Here is a 17,096-nt window from a genome sequence, read left to right on the forward strand (position 1 = left end):
ATGAGACTTACGGAAGATAGAATGTATCAAGCTTCCCTAGATAAAGATTCTACATTTGAAGGATCCTACTGGATGGCAGTAAAGACGACAGGAATATTCTGCCGGCCCACCTGTACTGCCCGAAAACCTAAAAGAGAAAATGTAGAATTTTTTTTAGATACTAAAGAAGCTATTCAACATGGTTATAGAGCTTGTAAAGTATGTAAACCACTTGAAAAACTGAATGAAACACCTTCCTACATTCGAGAACTATTGAATGAACTGATGCTTGATGAATCTCTGAAGATTAAAGACGCTGATCTGGTGGCAAGGAATATTGAGCCTGTAACAGTTCGCCGTTGGTTTCTTAAAAATCATGGAATTACATTTCAGGCATTTCAGAGAAAAATAAGAATGAATAAAGCTTTCAAAAGGATAAAAAGTGGTGAAAGTATTATAACTGCTGCGATCGATTCAGGATATGAAAGTTTAAGCGGATTTAATGAACGTTTTAAAAATATAGTAGGTGTTTCACCTAAACACACAAAGATGCAAGGAATAATTGATCTTAAAAGAATTGAGACGCCACTGGGAACCATGTTTGCCTGTGCTGTAGAAGAAGGAATCTGCCTGCTTGAATTTACGGATCGCAAAAATATGGAAAGGCAATTTGCCTCACTGTCAAAAGCACTCAATGCAGAGATTGTTCAGGGAGAGAACAAACACTTTCAACAACTAGAAAGAGAGCTCCAGGAGTATTTTGAAGGAAAGCGGAAAACTTTTGATGTTCCCTTATATATCACAGGAACAGAATTTCAGGAAAAAGTATGGCAGCTTTTGTGCGAAATCCCAATGGGAGAAACACGAACGTACAAACAACAGTCGGAGTTTTTAGGAAATCCAAAAGCTATACGAGCGGTGGGAACAGCTAATGGAATCAATAAAATTGCTATTTTGGTTCCGTGCCACCGTGTGATTGGCTCCAATGGTGACCTGATAGGATATGCAGGAGGAATCTGGAGAAAGCAAAAATTATTAGAATTAGAGAAAGCGATATTATTCTGATTTTATTTAAATTTATAGATCGTAATAAACGAAAGTTTCGAATCTATGAGTTCTATAAATATCATCCAGACACTGATTGATGCTGATCTTTTTCAAACCCAGAAAACCATTCAGCGGTATCAGTTTCTAAAAATAAAAGGAGAGACCGATACCAATGTTTATTTTGTAGAAGAGGGGAGTGTCCGAATTTTTATTATGGATGGAGATGAAGAGCGGATTATCCGTTTTGGGTACAAAGATAATATCATTGTTTCTCTAGATTCATTTTTGTCAGAAAAGCCATCGGATTTCTATATCCAGGCTATTAAGAAGACCACGGTGAAGATAGCTTCAAAGAAGGCTTTTTATGATTTTATCCAATCAAATGATGAACATTTGAAGCTATGGACCTTTATATTAGAAGATCTGGTTTTACAGCAGGTTGAAAGAGAAAAAGATCTTTTGATCAATTCGCCAAAAGAACGTTTTGAAAGAGTTTTAAAAAGAAGTCCAAAACTTTTTCAGGAAATCCCGAATAAATACATTGCCAATTACCTTAGAATGAGTCCTGAAACTTTATCCAGATTAAAAAAATCTTGAGTTCAATCAATATTTAGAAATCAGTAAATGCAGAGATTTGCATAAAAAGAATCAATGAAAATTTCTTCTTCACAATTAATAGCTGAATTAAAAAATATTACACAAAACAATATTCAATACGTAGAAACGCTTTTACAGAAAACAGATCGTGAGCTTAATCACAGAGTATCTGAAAATTCCTGGAGCATACTGGAATGTATTGAACATCTTAATCTATATGGTCATTTCTATATTCCTGAAATTTCCAAGAGAATTCAAGCCTCAACAAGTTCTCCAAAATCAACTTTTTCACCTGGAATATTAGGAAACTATTTTGCAAAAATGATGCTGCCCAAAGAAAAACCGAATCCAATGAAAACGCTTAAAACTATGAATCCAATCCATAGTAAATTAGATAAAGAAGTATTGAATGAGTTTATCAAACAACAGCAGCAATTATTAATTCTGTTAGATCAATCAAAAAATATAAATCTGGAAAAAATCAAAACCAGTATCAGTATCTCAAAGCTGATCAAACTGAAATTAGGAGATACTTTACGCTTTGTAATTTATCATCATATCAGGCATATTGGACAAGCGAAAAGAATCTTGAAAAACGCTTAGGATTTTTATGAAAAGGAATTGGGTGGGTGGAAAATTTATTGGAAATCAGGAAGATTATTTTGTTTTGATTTCGTACTTTTAGGCAAAAATTTACACGTGAAGAAATTACTATTCGCAGTTTGCCTGTCAGCCTCAGCTTTAAGTTTTGCTCAGGATTATTCTGTACCAGCAGCAAGTCCGCGTCAAAAAGTGGAACAACAATTCTCTATGTCTAAAATTAGCATCGATTACGGAAGACCTGGAGTAAAAGGTCGTAAAATTTTCGGAGAACTGGTTCCTTATGGACAAGTTTGGAGAGCTGGAGCTAACTCATCTACAAAAATTACTTTTGGACAAGCTGTTAATTTTGGAGGAAAGACTGTTCCAGCAGGAACATATGGTTTGTTTATCGTTCCGACAGAAAAGGAATGGAAAGTTATATTAAATAAAGATTTCCAACAATGGGGAGCTTATACTTATGATCCAAAACAGGATGTAGTAGATGTTACTGTACCTGTTAATACATTAGCAGACAAGCAAGAGTGGTTTGAAATTACCCTAAATCCTACAGATGAAAACTCTGGAAACTTAGTGATTAAATGGGATATGAATCAGGCAGAAGTAGCGTTGAAACCTGCAAAATTAGATGCCGTGATCAAAATTTCAGATAAACTGAAAGAAATCAAAAAAATAGAAACTGACGCTGCTAAAACCAAAAGCTAAGACAATGAATTTTTCTATTCAATCTATTTTAGAAGATAACGAATTTCAATTAATCCCCTTAATACAAGGGGATTTTGAATCTATATACGAAGTGGCTTCCGATCCCAGAGTTTGGGAGCAACATCCCAATAAAGACCGCTACAAAAGAGAAGTTTTTGAAAATTTTTTTAAAGGAGCAATAGAAAGTGAAGGCGCTTTTAAAATTATAGATAAAGCTTCTGGAGATGTACTGGGAAGCAGCCGTTATTATAATTTTGACGAAAAAGAGAACAGCATTTTTATCGGATATACTTTTTATGGGACAAAATGCTGGGGGAAAGGGATAAATCCAAGAGTGAAAAAGTTGATGCTGGATTATATTTTCCAATATGTAGACAAAGTTCATTTTCATGTAGGAAAAGAGAATATACGCTCACAGGTTGCTATGGAAAGGTTAGGCGGAGATAAAATCGGAGAAGAGGAAGTTGCTTATTTTGCAGAACCTACCAGAACGAATTTTGTATATGAAATTAAAAAAGAAAACTGGCTGAAATGAAAAAGTATAAAATTCAGAAATCTCCTTTTGTAGTTCCTACCACAGATGGAAAACTGATTGAGGAGCACTGGGGAAATTCCACCCAAAATTCCAATGTATCCATTGCTCATATGGTGGCTCCTCCTGATTGGAGCGAGCCTCATCAGACTCCTCAGTTTGATGAATTCACAATTATTATTTCAGGTAAAAAACAATTCGAAATAGATGGAGAGGTAATCACATTAGAAAAGGGACAAAGTATCCTGGTAGAGAAAGGAGCAAGGGTGCAATACAGCAATCCTTTTACAGAGTCTTGTGAATATATTGCTATTTGTCTTCCTGCTTTTTCCATTGATCTTGTGAATAGAGAGGAAGAGTAGTTTGTGGGTTAGTTGAAAGTTGAAAATGGAGAGTTGAGAATGGGGGTGTTTGGTGAGGGAGTTTGAGTGTTTGAGAGTATGAGAGTATGAGTGTTTGAGAGTATGAGTGTTGTGTGTTGTGTGTTGTGTGTTTGAGAGTGTGAGTGGGGGGAATTAGAAGTTTTGTGGTTTAAGAGAAAGATTTAACTTAAAATAGCTATAACCAACTATTGTCATTCAGAGCGAAACGAAGTGTAGCGTGGAATCTCTGCACTGTTATACTCATCAATAAAACAATCATAAAATTCACAAAAGCTTTTAAACACCTTAGCCATTTTAAGTTTAATACTTGCTGCTGCATAAAAAGAACACCTAAGTTTTAAAGATTTCACACAGCAAAGGCTCTCATCAGTATTTAATAAAGCGCTATTTTTTGACAGATAGATTTACCACCGAGCTTGTCAGAGCGAAACGCAGTGAGGCGTGGAATCTGTCTAACGCATCAATGTAACAAATTTGAATATGATAATTCAATAATTGTTACATTGATACATTGTTATATTAAAAAAAATTACTTCAGAACCTCGTTCAAAAACATCAGTGTATGTTTCCAGGCTCTTTTAGCCATTACTTCATTGTAATCAGGAGATTTAGGATCCGTAAAAGTGTGTTTTGAATGAGCATAGGTTATAATTTGCCAGTCAGCAGCTCCTTCATTCATTTCCTTGATCAGATTATCATAATCCTGTTGAGTAACACCCTTGTCATCGGCTGGATTTTCAATCAACATCTTCGTTGATATGGGACCATTTTTTCTTGTCTGGTCCTTACCAATACTTCCATGAATAGAAACAACACCTGCTACAGGCATATTGGCTCTTGCAACTTCTAAGGCTCCGGTTCCTCCAAAACAATATCCGATAACGGCAAATTTCGTAGCACCATTTTTCTTCAATTGTTCTAATGCTAATGAAATACGTTTCTGATACTCTGTATAGTTTTGCTTGTAATGCCCGGATGCTTTTCCAGCTGCATCACTGTCAGCAGGAATATGACCCTCACCATAGATATCAGCAACAAAAGCAATATAACCTTGTTTTTCAAGTTCTATAGCTGCGGTTTTAGCCTCATCATCAATTCCTTTCCAGGCTGGTAGGATCAATACTCCCGGAAGCTTTTTTCCCGCATTAGAGGTTACCAGTCCATTCAGTTTTTGCGAACCGTCCTGATAGGAAACTGATTTTAAGTTTTGACTGAATAAAGTTCCTGATATCATAAAAATCGTAGTTAATAAAATTGAACGTATCATAGCGTAATTATTAATTGTTATTGAATATAAAAATGAATTTATTAGAATGATATATTTGTTTAATCATTGTAAGAATTAACTTTATAAATTAATTGAAATTTTATAGAGTTATTCTTAGATTTTGGATATTTTTCTTTATTAACTTTCTTTTCGAATATCTTCATGATATCTAAATCTAAATCATCCATTACAGCAAACTGAATATCATTTTTCTTTGTATTTAGCTCAAATTGAACCATTATCTTTCCTGATTTTTTTGAGTTTTTGAATAGGTCATTAAAAATTTTATCAGTTTTGCTTACTACTTCTGATATATCTTTAGTAGATACAGAACCTTCAAAATCTGCGTTTGAACTTAAAAGGATAACCTTTTCTAATTTGGTCTCTTTCTCACCACGTGAGGCATTATTTATTTCTTTGCCATCCTGATAAGTTTTAAAACCATGTTCAGTTTGATAAGTTTTATTTTCGATAGGATTGTAATAAGATTGTTTATTTTCATTGAATTGAGAATAAACTTTTGATGTTAGGAAGAAAAGTAGGACAAGAGCAATCTTTATTTTCATTATTTTTTTCGGTTGAGATTTCAAAATAGGATATGTAAAATTGATTTTAACAATAAGATTTTATTTAGTGGTTAAGGTCATAAGATTGTTTCACCTTCAATTCACAATGAGAGAGATAAAAAATCCTCATCTAAATTAATGAAATAACTTACAATGAGGAGTAATAAAATACTATTAATTAGATTTTTATCAAATTCTCAATCCCAAATCAATCAGTTCCTGTTCCAGATTAGTTTTTGGAAAAACCTGAATAGTATGAAAGCCTAAGGTTTTTGCCATTTCTATATTCTTCGGATTATCATCGATGAAAACTGATTCGTCAGCTTGAATATTGTAACGTTCCAGTAATAAGTGCCAGATTTTAGGATCAGGTTTTATCAGCTTCTCTGTTCCTGAAACAACGATTTTACCTCCAAAAAGTTGGAAAAAATCATAATTTTCCAAAGCATAAGGAAAAGTTTCCTCAGACCAGTTCGTGAGTCCATAAAGGTGGTAATCTGTTTTGCTTAACTTTTTCAGTACCTCTACATTTTGTGGAATATCACTTTTCAGCATGACATGCCAATTGTCATAATAAGCTCTTAATTCTTTTTCCCAATCCGGAAATTTTTGAACCTGGATATCGGTTCCTTCCATAAGACTTCTGCCCCTGTCTTGCTCTTCATTCCATTCTGACTGGGCAATATGGGTGAGAAAGTATTCCATTTTATCATCATCATTGAAATAGGTTTTGAAAAAATATCTTGGATTCCAATCCATAAGAACGCCTCCAAAATCGAATATAATGTTCCTGATACTCATAATAACTGTTGACTTTTTATTTAAAGAAAAAAAATCCAAAGCCTACATCTTGAAAAATAAGAAGATCACATAAGACGAAAATCATAGATTTTCAAAGATTCTTATGCATTCCTTTATTGAGGCTTTAAAATTAATGTAGCTTAAATTTATAGAAATTTAAAATGATATCAGCTATCAGATGTATTTTAAAATTATGAATTATTAGTTAACTCAATAGGAGTATTGTTTTTAATCAATCAATTATCTGCTTTATAAAACTGATACTGGTCATTTTCGAAATAAGCATTAATATGTTGAAGACCATTTGTAAGGATAATTTCTTTAGCACCAATAATTGAATTGTATCGGGCGGTTTGTTCAAAAGTTTTCTCTGTTAATTTAATCTGCGGAGCCTTACACTCAATTAAAATTTTAGGCTGTGCTTTTTCTGTGATGAGCAGGTCAATTCTTTTGGTAAGACCATTTAAAACAATCTTTTTTTCTGTGATCAAAGCAGATACAGAATAAGATTTTACAGTGAGATAATAATGTATCCAATGCTGTCTTACCCATTCTTCAGGGGTAAGCAAAAGGTAAGTTTTACGAACTAAATCATAAATAAAAAACTTATCTTTGTCTTTCTTGAATTTAAAATCAAAAGTTTCCTGAAAATTCAGTTTTGGAAGTTCCATTAAAAGATGAAAGAATTAGATTTAATCCTCAAAAATATTAAAAATAAAGAAGTTTTACCGATTTATTTTTTCCACGGAGACGAACCTTATTTTATTGATGTTGCTATAAAGGCTCTTGAACACGACTTTTTGGAAGAAGATGAAAAGGCTTTTAATCAGACGGTGACCTACGGAAAAGACACTTCTTATCAGGAAGTTCTTTCATTGGCCAGACAGTTTCCTATGATGGGAGACAAGCAGGTGATCATCGTAAAAGAGGCTCAGGATTTAAAGCTTAATGAAGAAGAAAACAGAATTCTGGAAGCTTATGTAGAAAATCCGGTACCCTCAACAGTTCTGGTTTTTGCCCACAAACATAAGAAACTCGATAGCAGAAAAAAAGTAACAAAGGCCTTAGATAAAGCTAAAGCACTTTTCCTAAGTGAGTCGATCAGAGATAATAATCTTCCAAAATGGATTGCAGATGAATGTAGTCAGCTAAAAATTAAGACTGCACCCAATATTTCACACCTTTTAGCCGAATATTTAGGTAATGACCTATCCAGAATTGCCAATGAACTTGGTAAATTAAAGATCATCCTTAAAGAAGGTGAAGTTCTGGATGGAACAATTATAGAAAACCATATTGGTATCAGCAAAGAATATAACGTCTTCGAGCTTCAAAAAGCGTTGGGAACAAAGAATGCCAATGCAGCATTTAAAATTGCCCATTTTATGGGGAAGAATCCCAAGAATAATCCTTTTGTAATGATGCTTGCAAGTCTATATAACTATTTTTCAAATGTTATTATTTATCAGACAATGGCTGGACAACCCCCACAGGTTATTGCATCTCAAATGGGTATTAATCCTTATTTTATCAAAGATTTTGCAGAAAGTGCCAGGTTATATCCTTTAAAACATGCGACGAGAGTCATTTCTATTTTAAGAGAATTTGATATGAAAGGAAAAGGGTTGGGAGCTGTGAATATGAGCGAAGCAGAATTGATCAAGGAATTGGTATATAAGATTATCCATGTGGATAAGTTTAAGATGAAAGTTTGAGTTAGTTGAAAGTGGAGAGTTGAAAGTTGAAAGTGAAGAGTTGCGAGGTTCGGGCTTCGGAGTTTGAGATTCGAGTTGCCAGGTCGGGATTCGGGTTGTAGGTTTGGTTAAAGGGTGAAGGTTTTCTATTATTGGCTGAGATAAAAGCAATTTTACCTTTTCGCGATTTTGCAATTTTACAAAACTAAGAAATAGAAGATTGCTCGTTTCTACCTATGTAAAAGCGATTTCGCGATTCAGCAATTTTGCAATTTCACGATTTAGCAATTTCACCTCTCGTACCTCGAAACCCGCATCCCGAAACAGATAATGTTCTCATCGACAACCGACATATTGATTATTGACAAGTATCATTAAAATTCCTTTAATAAAACATTAAAAATTACGAAATTAGCGAACTTTAATTTTAATCTTTTTGAAAAGTAAATTATGGAGCAAAACATTTTAGATTGTGTAATAGTTGGATCAGGGCCATCTGGATTCACAGCGGCAATTTATGCAGCAAGAGCAGATCTGAAACCTGAATTGTATACGGGTTTAGAGCCAGGCGGACAATTAACAACAACAACGGAGGTTGATAACTTTCCCGGATATCCTGCAGGTATTACAGGTCCTGAAATGATGATGGATTTGCAAAAACAGGCAGAAAGATTTGATACCAAAGTTCATTATGAAATGATCACGAAAGTGGAATTTTCTAAAGAAGTTGGAGGTGTTCATAAACTATTCGCTGGAAACAAAGAGATCTTAGCAAAAACGGTAATTATTTCAACGGGAGCTACAGCAAAATATCTTGGTCTTGATGACGAAAAGAAATATAATGGAGGAGGAGTTTCTGCATGTGCAACTTGTGATGGATTTTTCTACAGAGGAAAAGATGTTGTCGTAGTAGGAGCTGGTGATACAGCAGCAGAAGAAGCAACTTATCTTGCGAAACTAGTGAATAAAGTAACGATGTTGGTAAGAAAAGATGAGTTCAGAGCTTCAAAAGCGATGATTCACAGAGTTCAGAACACACCAAACATTGAAGTGAAATTTCGCCATGAATTAATTGGCATTGAAGGTGAAAACAATCTGGTAGAAAGAGCGGTTGTTATCAACAACGAAACTCAGGAAAAATCTACGGTTGATGTTCACGGAATTTTTATTGCGATTGGTCACAAACCCAATACTGATATTTTTGCTGATCAGATCAATCTTGATGAAAACGGATATATTGAAACTGAAAAGGGATCTACAAGAACAAATTTACCAGGAGTTTTTGCTGCTGGAGATGTTCAGGATCATATCTACAGACAAGCAATTACAGCAGCAGGAAGTGGATGTATGGCAGCAATGGATGCTGAAAAGTATCTGGCTGAGCTACATTAATACTGAAATTGATACAATATATGAGTAAACGCATCATAAATGATGCGTTTATTTTTTATCCTGTTTTATGAGATTTCATAGACTAATACAGAGCTAACGGAAAATAATCGGGTTGATTTCTAGTGGATTATTTCATTTTGTTAAAATTTATCTGGAAATTATTTTGCCAGAATTAAAAAACGCTCTATATTTGCACCACTGAAAACGACAGTATAACTGGAGTTAAAGGAGAGTTGGCAGAGTGGTCGATTGCGGCAGTCTTGAAAACTGTTGACTGTAACAGGTCCGGGGGTTCGAATCCCTCACTCTCCGCAGAAAAAGCCTTAGAATTATTGATTCTAAGGCTTTTTTTTGTTTAAAGTTTCAAAGTATACCAAATAAAATCAAATTAAAATGGATAATATGATGAGTACTTGAAATTGTATTTTCTACTCACTAATTAGAAAATAAACACCCTTGTTCATCAATTTAGCATCTTGTAGGTTTAAAAATTTCTAAATAAATTATTAATCTTTAAAATCTAAAGTTATAGAGACTTAAAGTATACTTTTTATAAAAAATCAAAAATAGTTATTGAGTTTTAAAAGTAATTTTATCAAGCGGAAAGTAATAGAATATAAATTTAGGAGTTAGACAAATTACAGCAACCACTATAAAGTTCTGAACTATTTAGGGGCTCTTTGTATGTTCAAATGATTGCTGTATTTTAAGAATTTATTTTTAAAACCATTTTAAAATATCTCGTATTACGGATTCCCGTAAAAAAATTAGGATTTAAGAATCTATATTTGAAGCCTAATTGAGAGCTAATTGTTAATATGATATGGAATTAAGAATAATTGGTCTCATTTAAATTGAAAATAGAAAAGTTATTGAAAATTAAATTATATTTAGAAAAACTTATTAAATATAAATAACCACAAAAAATCAAATCATTAAACGGCATGGCTATCAATTTACAGAAAGGTCAAAAAATTGACATTGGACTTAATAAACTTACAATAGGTTTGGGATGGGATCCTAACGAAGGTACCGGATTCGAATTTGATCTTGATGCTTCAGCATTTATGATCGATGAGCAAAGACAAATTCCTTCTGAACCTTTTTTTATTTTTTACGGAAATACAGATTCGCCTGACGGTTCTTTGAGACATACAGGTGACGATCCCACAGGAGGAAACAGTGCAGATGGCGATGATGAAAGCATTGAAGTAGATCTTTCAAAAGTTGACCCTAGAATTAATGAAATTCTTATTGTAGTTACAATTCATGACGCTAATGATCGTAAACAAAATTACGGACAGGTACGTAACTCCTATATACGAATTGTCGATGACAGTACCGGACAGGAAGTTGCTAAATATGAATTAGGAGAAGATTTTTCTATAGAAACAGCAGTAGAATTTGGAAGGCTTTATAAAAGAAATAATCAGTGGAAATTTGAAGCTTCAGGAATTGGATATCGTGAGGACTTAGCGTTTTTCTTATCAAAATATTACAAAGGACAAATAATAAAATAACAAGCATGGCTATAAATTTACAGAAAGGTCAGACCATTGATCTCAGAAAAAATGATAAGGGAGAAAGCATTTATGACCTTTCACAAGTGACAATCGGTTTGGGATGGGATGTCCGTCAAAAACAAGGTGGTTTTTTAGGGAAATTATTTGGTGGTAAAGAAGAGGAATATGATTTGGATGCAATTGCATTTTTACTTGATGCTAATGGTAAAGTTGCAGATCTTGGAAGGACGGCATCTGTATCAGGTAGAAATGTTGCTTTGTATGGAGGTGATGTGATCTATTTCAACTCAATGAGACATCCAAGCGGAAACATTTGGCTTACAGGAGATAACCGTACTGGTGCTGGAGACGGTGATGATGAACAAATTATTGTACAGTTAGAGAAATTAGATCAAAAATATCAAAAAATATTATTTGTAGTTACGATTTATCAGGGAAGAAAAAATAATCAACATTTTGGAATGGTTGAAAATGCTTTCATACGAGCTGTAGATTCCAAAGGAAAAGAAATTACCAAATATAGTTTATCTGGGGATGCTTCTATTAGCGGAATGTGTTCTATGGTTTTCGCAGAAGCTTACCGACATAACGGAGATTGGAAATTCCGTGCTCTTGGTGAGCCGGGACAGACTGATAATTTCGTTGATATTTTAGCAAAATATGCCTATAAATAATTTATAATGAGAAGATTACCTGTGTATTTATTATTAGACACTTCAGGTTCAATGACTGGAGAGCCTATTGAAGCCGTAAGAAATGGAGTTCAGATGATGCTGCATTCTTTGCGTCAAAACCCTCAAGCCATAGAAACAGCATATGTAAGTATTATAACATTCGATAGTGAGGCCAAGCAAATTGTACCACTTACAGATTTGGCATCTTTCCAAATGGTTGATATCAAAGCATCAAGTACTACTTCGTTAGGCGCTGCCTTAGGACTTCTTGCGGATAAATTAAGCACTGAAGTAACCAAAACAACTCTTGAGCAAAAAGGAGACTGGAAACCAATGACTTTTATTATGACCGATGGTGTACCAACAGACGATTGGCAAAGCGGATTTAATAAACTAAAATCCGTAAATAAAGGCCTGATTGTGGGGTGTGCTGTGGGAAATGGAGCCGATGATAAAATTCTGAAACAAATTACAGAATCAGTAATCAGATTGGATAATGCAGATTCTGAAAGTATCAGCAAGTTTTTTCAATGGGTGACAGATTCAATTTCCACGACCTCAACCAAAGTAGAAGAGTCCGGAAAAGAAGTGACTGGATTAGATCAACTTCCTCCACCGCCGTCTGAGTTGGTAATTGTAGCATAATTATGAACAGAAGATTATTAGCCTATTTTTTACTAGACACTTCCGGATCGATGAAAGGTGAGCCAATTGCAGCACTAAATAATGGATTCAATGGTTTGGTAAGTATGCTTCGTTCAGATCCGCAGGCTATGGATTCTTTGTACATCAGCGTCATTACATTTGATAGAGAAGCAAATAATATCATTCCGTTGACAGATTTAGCAAGCTTCCATCCTGTAGAAATTAAATGTCCTGAAAGTGGCCCCACCCATACTGGTCTTGCCTTAGAATTAGTGGCCGATTTAGTTCATCGGGAATTAATTAAAGGTGCGGCAGACAGAAAAGGAGACTGGAAGCCTCTCCTGTTTATTTTCACAGACGGAAAACCTTCAGACAAGCTCAGGTACAAAGAAAATATCTCAAAAATAAAAGATTTGGATTTTGGAGTAATTGTAGGCTGTGCTGCTGGACCAGATGCTAAAATTGATGACTTGATGGAACTTACAGACAATGTAGTAAAGCTGGATAATATTGATGCTAATACTTTAACCACCTTTTTCCAATGGGTTAGCTCTTCAATTGAAATGGGAAGCAAAACTCAGGGAATAGGAGAAAGTATGACTTTACCGCCACCGCCAAGTGAATTGAATATTATTGTTTAAAAACTAAAACATGAGAAGATTACCAATTTATTTCCTCATCGATGTATCAGAATCGATGGTAGGAGAGCCTATAGAGCAAGTTCAGGAGGGAATTGCAGATATCATCAAAGAATTAAAAACAGATCCTTACGCTTTAGAAACAGTTTGGGTTTCCATCATTGGTTTTGCCGGAAGAAGCAAAATCATAACTCCACTGCAGGATGTCATCACTTTTTATCCTCCAAAAATACCGATCGGAAGCGGAACTTCTCTTTCAAAAGGATTGGATGAACTGATGAATTCTATCGATAAAGACATTGTAAAAACCACCTATGAAAGAAAAGGAGACTGGAAACCCGTCATATTTTTATTTACTGATGGTGTCCCAACAGATGATTCTACAAGAGCAATTGACAGATGGAATGCAGATTATCGAACGAAATCTAACTTGATTATCATTTCAATTGGTGACAATACAAATGTGAATCTTTTAGGCAAACTATCTGATCAGGTTTTAATATTTAATAATACCGACAGCAATTCCTATAAAGAATTTTTTAAATGGGTAACGGCCTCGATCAGAGCTACAAGTGAAAATATCAATAACAACAATACGGATGGTATTAATTTAAGTAAATCGAATTCTGAAATTATTGAAAAGATTGATTTAAACAAAAATTACTCTGTGCCAGACAATAATTTTGTTGTACTCAACGGAAAATGTTCTGAAAATGATAAACTTTATTTATTAAAATTTAAAAAATCATTACAGGAATCACGAGTTCCAGGTTTTGATACAAGATTTTATAAAATTGAGGGAGCCTATAAAATTGATGAAAATTCTTACAAAGAATTTTCGGAAGGGATTTCTAATGCTAATAAAATATCAAGTGAGGAAATCTACGGAAATCCGAGTTGCCCTTCTTGTGGAAATAGTTTTGCATTGGCAACCTGTGTTTGCGGAGGCATTCACTGTATTCAGGGTGATGGAGTGGCGAAATGTCCATGGTGTGGAAACACCGGTCAATATGGTATGGCCGAAGGAGGATTTGATATTAACAGAACATTAGGTTAGATGAAAAGTTTATTACTGGACGTTTTAAAAGAGTATCAAATTGAAAACAATAAAATAGTTGACATCACTATTGAGAAACTAACAGATAATGCAAAAATCTATGAATTATCTAAATCGATAAAAAATATAAAGACACAAATACTACAAATTTTTACTATGTATAAAGAGAAAGAGGAATTCAAGGAGAGCTATTTTACTGTTCCAAATGCTAATGTAAAAAAGGAATATAGCTACACTTTTGATCTTTCTGCATATCCTTCTATTAAAATTAAAGAAATTAAAAATCTCGATGCTGTAGGTCTGAATTTTGATGCAGAAAATTTATGTATTCATGGAATACCAACCAATGCCAGTACGATAGAAATTCAGATTATCTTTTTCAGCAGTATTGACGAAAGTTTGCATGAAGACATAAAAACCATTCCGTTTATTGTGAATGCAGATCCGAAAGATTTGTGGCTTAGCAAGCCAAGCCCGAAAGACAGCAGATTTCCAAAAGAAGATAATATCACTTTTAAATCAAAATTTTTAGACAAAAAAATTGTCGTTTCTTCGAAACGAGGAAGATCACATGCCCACGAAGGTACTTTCAGAGATGATGATTTTCTTGTGAAAAATTTACCAGATGGCTGGGCAATTGTTGCACTTGCAGATGGTGCTGGATCAGCCAGATTAGCCCGCGCCGGATCTCAATTTGCGACAGATTTTATTGTTAAAAGTTTTGAGAATGAGTCTCTTTTAAATGAATTGTCAAAAGCTGTTACTATGTATTTCTCTGACGAAAATACTTTTGCTAAAACTGAAAGCGAAGTACACAAAAACTCGTCAGAGGCTGAGATATCAGAGGAGCAAAATAACTCAGAAAATCTGATTGATCTGGGCTCTGGCGAAGGTGAAAAAATCAAGAGTAAAAGTTTTATCATCAATTCATTGTATCAAAATGTGAAAAATTTGCACAATCAATTGGCGATATTTGCCATCGAAGAAGGTGTTGCAATGAAAGATTTGCATACAACCTTGATATTTTCTTTGGTGAAAAAATTTGATTTAGGCTACGTCGTTTTAAGTTTTGGCGTTGGAGACTGTCCTATCAACGTTATTGATAAAGAAAATACGCAAGTGAAGTTGCTCAATTTCCTGGATGTTGGAGAAAGCAGCGGTGCAACTCGATTTATTACAATGCCGGAAATTTTCAGCAGACCCGATATGGTTAATCGCTTTACAATCAACCGTATTGATGATTTTTCAAAATTCTTTCTGATGACTGATGGAATTTACGATCCAAAATTTGTTGTAGAAAGTAAGCTAGAAAATCTTGAGACTTGGAAAAATTTTCTAAGGGATTTAAATGGTGAAAATGAAGACAAAACAAAAGTTGATTTCGTGGAAGATTCAGATATTGAAAATCAGTTGTCTGTATGGATGGATTTCTGGAGCAAAGGAAATCATGACGACCGAACTTTAGCTGTAATTTATTAATATTATGAGTGTAGTAAAGGTTAAATCAATCATAGATTCTTCAAAAACATACGAATATGTTGATGATGGAAATCCTATCAAAGGTGGAGTAAAAGATGTTTATTTCGCTCCGGGCAGAAAATATGTAGTAGCATTTTTCAGAGATTTATTAGACTTTAATCAAAAAGAACGGATTAAAAAGATTGTAACAGTTTACCTGGAAAATATTAAAAATGGACATAGTTCAGATTATTATTTAAATCTTTTGTATAGATGGCCTTACGACGCTGTTGAAAAAGATGAAAAAATAGGTGTAATAGTTCCAATTTATGATTCCAAATTTTTCTTTAATAAAGGATACAGTTCTAGTGACAATATTAAAGGAACCGAAAAAAAAGGACTTTGGTTTACTGCCCCATCTTTTAGAAATAAGCAATACCCTCTAGTTTTAGATAAATCAGAACTTGGAGACTGGTTAAGTTATTTTCAGATTAGTATAAATTTATGTAGAGGAGTTAAAAAGTTACATCAAATGGGTTTAGCCCACTCTGATTTATCTTATAACAATGTTTTGATTGATCCAATAACAAAATCTGCTAATATTATAGATATAGATGGTTTAGTGGTTCACGGTCTTTATCCTCCGGAAGTCATTGGTACTGCTGATTTTATAGCGCCAGAAGTTCTAAGCACAAAGCATTTGAAACTACAAGATCCTAGTAGAAAACTGCCAAATCAGAAGACAGATTTACATGCTTTAGCAACTCTTATTTATATGTATCTACTAAGAAGACATCCTTTGCGAGGTGGAAAAGTTTGGGATTTAGAGTCTGAAAAAGATGAGGTTTTATCGATGGGTGAAAAAGCAGTTTTTGTAGAGCATCCCACAGATCAGATCAACCGCGTAAAAGTGGATCATTTAAAAAAATGGAATTTATTTTGGGGCGACCCTAGTAAAATTCCATACACAGCTACGGGTCCTTACTTAAGCGAATTATTTAAAAAAGCTTTTATCGATGGTTTGCATAATCCTTTACTTCGCCCAATTGCGAATGAATGGGAAACAGCTTTACTCAAAACTGTTGATCTCATCCAACCTTGCACTAATGTTAACTGTGATGAAAAATGGTATGTTTTTGATAATACATCAAAACCAAGATGTCCGTTCTGCGGAACTCCTCACAAAGGAACTTTACCAGTAGTTGATCTCTACTATAAATTTAAGGATAATGTCTGGAAACCTGAAAACCATAGATTGATGGTCTATCACAATCAGTATCTTTTCAAGTGGCATGTTTCAAAAAAAGTCATCCGCAATGAAAGTTTAACTCCTTTTGATAAAAAACCTGTAGGCTATTTTACATTTTACCAAAATAAATGGGTTTTAGTAAATCAAAATTTACCAAATATGAAAGACCTCACTGAAGACAAAATCATACCTGTTAACTCAATGGTAGAGCTTACGGATGGTAAAAAAATCATGCTTTCGGATGAAGAAGGAGGTCGTTTAATGTATATTACTTTAACAAACAAATAAA

The 17,096-nt window shown here is 34.1% G+C and carries 19 protein-coding genes and 1 tRNA gene; 16 read left to right on the forward strand and 4 right to left on the reverse strand.

The window, feature by feature from the left end; translation table 11 throughout:
* The 6 genes from JHL15_RS21345 (at window position 1) to JHL15_RS09605 (ending at window position 3,822) form a co-directional block, all read left to right on the forward strand.
* Window positions 1-1,044: a bifunctional transcriptional activator/DNA repair enzyme AdaA gene (locus JHL15_RS21345; RefSeq protein ID WP_200245353.1), complete on the forward strand. Its 1,044-nt coding sequence runs from the start codon at window positions 1-3 to the stop codon at window positions 1,042-1,044.
* 45 nt (window positions 1,045-1,089) lie between these two features.
* Window positions 1,090-1,623, forward strand: a complete 534-nt coding sequence (locus JHL15_RS09585) for a Crp/Fnr family transcriptional regulator (protein ID WP_200245355.1) — start codon at window positions 1,090-1,092, stop codon at window positions 1,621-1,623.
* Between the two features lie 54 nt (window positions 1,624-1,677).
* A complete protein-coding gene (locus JHL15_RS09590) occupies window positions 1,678-2,226 on the forward strand; it encodes a DinB family protein (RefSeq protein WP_200245357.1) in 549 nt (182 codons plus the stop codon).
* A 96-nt stretch (window positions 2,227-2,322) separates the two neighbouring features.
* Window positions 2,323-2,928 carry a DUF2911 domain-containing protein gene (locus JHL15_RS09595; protein ID WP_200245358.1) on the forward strand — a complete coding sequence of 202 codons (606 nt, stop codon included), beginning with the start codon at window positions 2,323-2,325 and terminating at the stop codon, window positions 2,926-2,928.
* Between the two features lie 4 nt (window positions 2,929-2,932).
* A complete protein-coding gene (locus JHL15_RS09600) occupies window positions 2,933-3,463 on the forward strand; it encodes a GNAT family N-acetyltransferase (protein WP_200245359.1) in 531 nt (176 codons plus the stop codon).
* On the forward strand, window positions 3,460-3,822 hold the full coding sequence (locus JHL15_RS09605) for a cupin domain-containing protein (RefSeq protein WP_200245360.1): 363 nt from the start codon (window positions 3,460-3,462) through the stop codon (window positions 3,820-3,822). The genes JHL15_RS09600 and JHL15_RS09605 overlap by 4 nt, the downstream gene beginning before the upstream one ends.
* 550 nt (window positions 3,823-4,372) lie before the next feature.
* Here JHL15_RS09605 and JHL15_RS09610 read toward each other — a convergent pair.
* The 4 genes from JHL15_RS09610 to JHL15_RS09625 all read right to left on the reverse strand — a co-directional run bounded on the left by JHL15_RS09610 (window position 4,373) and on the right by JHL15_RS09625 (window position 7,148).
* The gene (locus JHL15_RS09610; RefSeq protein WP_200245361.1) at window positions 4,373-5,110 is read right to left on the reverse strand and encodes a dienelactone hydrolase family protein; all 738 of its coding nucleotides are present in this window, start codon (window positions 5,108-5,110) and stop codon (window positions 4,373-4,375) included.
* 59 nt (window positions 5,111-5,169) lie between these two features.
* Window positions 5,170-5,676 (reverse strand): hypothetical protein, encoded by a 507-nt coding sequence (locus JHL15_RS09615; RefSeq protein ID WP_200245362.1) that lies wholly within the window; start codon window positions 5,674-5,676, stop codon window positions 5,170-5,172.
* A 189-nt stretch (window positions 5,677-5,865) separates the two neighbouring features.
* Window positions 5,866-6,477, reverse strand: coding sequence for an HAD family hydrolase (locus tag JHL15_RS09620; protein ID WP_200245363.1), 612 nt, complete (start codon window positions 6,475-6,477; stop codon window positions 5,866-5,868).
* Window positions 6,478-6,713: 236 nt separating this feature from the next.
* Entirely contained in the window at window positions 6,714-7,148 is a 435-nt protein-coding gene (locus JHL15_RS09625) for a type I restriction enzyme HsdR N-terminal domain-containing protein (protein WP_200245366.1), read from the reverse strand.
* A 6-nt stretch (window positions 7,149-7,154) separates the two neighbouring features.
* Between JHL15_RS09625 and holA the strand changes: the two genes are divergently transcribed.
* From holA to JHL15_RS09675, 10 genes are all read left to right on the forward strand, one after another.
* Window positions 7,155-8,192: a DNA polymerase III subunit delta gene (gene holA / locus JHL15_RS09630; protein WP_200245367.1), complete on the forward strand. Its 1,038-nt coding sequence runs from the start codon at window positions 7,155-7,157 to the stop codon at window positions 8,190-8,192.
* Window positions 8,193-8,621: 429 nt separating this feature from the next.
* Window positions 8,622-9,563: a thioredoxin-disulfide reductase gene (gene trxB / locus JHL15_RS09635; RefSeq protein WP_200245368.1), complete on the forward strand. Its 942-nt coding sequence runs from the start codon at window positions 8,622-8,624 to the stop codon at window positions 9,561-9,563.
* Between the two features lie 227 nt (window positions 9,564-9,790).
* Window positions 9,791-9,875 (forward strand) — tRNA-Ser (locus JHL15_RS09640).
* A gap of 632 nt (window positions 9,876-10,507) precedes the next feature.
* Window positions 10,508-11,083 (forward strand): TerD family protein, encoded by a 576-nt coding sequence (locus JHL15_RS09645; protein ID WP_200245369.1) that lies wholly within the window; start codon window positions 10,508-10,510, stop codon window positions 11,081-11,083.
* Between the two features lie 5 nt (window positions 11,084-11,088).
* Complete coding sequence (locus tag JHL15_RS09650) at window positions 11,089-11,760, forward strand: TerD family protein (RefSeq protein WP_200245370.1); 672 nt, start codon at window positions 11,089-11,091, stop codon at window positions 11,758-11,760.
* Between the two features lie 6 nt (window positions 11,761-11,766).
* Entirely contained in the window at window positions 11,767-12,405 is a 639-nt protein-coding gene (locus tag JHL15_RS09655; protein WP_200245371.1) for a vWA domain-containing protein, read from the forward strand.
* A gap of 2 nt (window positions 12,406-12,407) precedes the next feature.
* A complete protein-coding gene (locus JHL15_RS09660) occupies window positions 12,408-13,046 on the forward strand; it encodes a vWA domain-containing protein (RefSeq protein WP_200245373.1) in 639 nt (212 codons plus the stop codon).
* Between the two features lie 10 nt (window positions 13,047-13,056).
* Window positions 13,057-14,100, forward strand: a complete 1,044-nt coding sequence (locus JHL15_RS09665; protein WP_200245374.1) for a TerY-C metal binding domain-containing protein — start codon at window positions 13,057-13,059, stop codon at window positions 14,098-14,100.
* A complete protein-coding gene (locus tag JHL15_RS09670) occupies window positions 14,101-15,579 on the forward strand; it encodes a PP2C family serine/threonine-protein phosphatase (RefSeq protein ID WP_200245375.1) in 1,479 nt (492 codons plus the stop codon).
* 4 nt (window positions 15,580-15,583) lie between these two features.
* A complete protein-coding gene (locus JHL15_RS09675; protein ID WP_200245376.1) occupies window positions 15,584-17,095 on the forward strand; it encodes a helix-hairpin-helix domain-containing protein in 1,512 nt (503 codons plus the stop codon).
* Window position 17,096 lies beyond the last annotated feature (1 nt).

It is taken from the genome of Chryseobacterium paridis, assembly GCF_016595215.1.
Classification (GTDB): domain Bacteria; phylum Bacteroidota; class Bacteroidia; order Flavobacteriales; family Weeksellaceae; genus Chryseobacterium; species Chryseobacterium paridis.

Excerpts from the sequence above, each read along its gene's own strand:
- JHL15_RS09620 (WP_200245363.1), bottom strand. The coding sequence starts at position 6,477 with ATGAGTATCAGGAACATTATATTCGATTTTGGAGGCGTTCTTATGGAT.
- JHL15_RS09585 (WP_200245355.1), top strand. The coding sequence starts at position 1,090 with ATGAGTTCTATAAATATCATCCAGACACTGATTGATGCTGATCTTTTT.
- JHL15_RS09625 (WP_200245366.1), bottom strand. The coding sequence starts at position 7,148 with ATGGAACTTCCAAAACTGAATTTTCAGGAAACTTTTGATTTTAAATTC.
- JHL15_RS21345 (WP_200245353.1), top strand. The coding sequence starts at position 1 with ATGAGACTTACGGAAGATAGAATGTATCAAGCTTCCCTAGATAAAGAT.
- JHL15_RS09600 (WP_200245359.1), top strand. The coding sequence starts at position 2,933 with ATGAATTTTTCTATTCAATCTATTTTAGAAGATAACGAATTTCAATTA.
- JHL15_RS09590 (WP_200245357.1), top strand. The coding sequence starts at position 1,678 with ATGAAAATTTCTTCTTCACAATTAATAGCTGAATTAAAAAATATTACA.
- JHL15_RS09605 (WP_200245360.1), top strand. The coding sequence starts at position 3,460 with ATGAAAAAGTATAAAATTCAGAAATCTCCTTTTGTAGTTCCTACCACA.
- JHL15_RS09645 (WP_200245369.1), top strand. The coding sequence starts at position 10,508 with ATGGCTATCAATTTACAGAAAGGTCAAAAAATTGACATTGGACTTAAT.
- JHL15_RS09670 (WP_200245375.1), top strand. The coding sequence starts at position 14,101 with ATGAAAAGTTTATTACTGGACGTTTTAAAAGAGTATCAAATTGAAAAC.
- JHL15_RS09655 (WP_200245371.1), top strand. The coding sequence starts at position 11,767 with ATGAGAAGATTACCTGTGTATTTATTATTAGACACTTCAGGTTCAATG.
- JHL15_RS09650 (WP_200245370.1), top strand. The coding sequence starts at position 11,089 with ATGGCTATAAATTTACAGAAAGGTCAGACCATTGATCTCAGAAAAAAT.
- JHL15_RS09610 (WP_200245361.1), bottom strand. The coding sequence starts at position 5,110 with ATGATACGTTCAATTTTATTAACTACGATTTTTATGATATCAGGAACT.
- JHL15_RS09615 (WP_200245362.1), bottom strand. The coding sequence starts at position 5,676 with ATGAAAATAAAGATTGCTCTTGTCCTACTTTTCTTCCTAACATCAAAA.
- JHL15_RS09675 (WP_200245376.1), top strand. The coding sequence starts at position 15,584 with ATGAGTGTAGTAAAGGTTAAATCAATCATAGATTCTTCAAAAACATAC.
- JHL15_RS09665 (WP_200245374.1), top strand. The coding sequence starts at position 13,057 with ATGAGAAGATTACCAATTTATTTCCTCATCGATGTATCAGAATCGATG.
- trxB (WP_200245368.1), top strand. The coding sequence starts at position 8,622 with ATGGAGCAAAACATTTTAGATTGTGTAATAGTTGGATCAGGGCCATCT.
- holA (WP_200245367.1), top strand. The coding sequence starts at position 7,155 with ATGAAAGAATTAGATTTAATCCTCAAAAATATTAAAAATAAAGAAGTT.
- JHL15_RS09660 (WP_200245373.1), top strand. The coding sequence starts at position 12,408 with ATGAACAGAAGATTATTAGCCTATTTTTTACTAGACACTTCCGGATCG.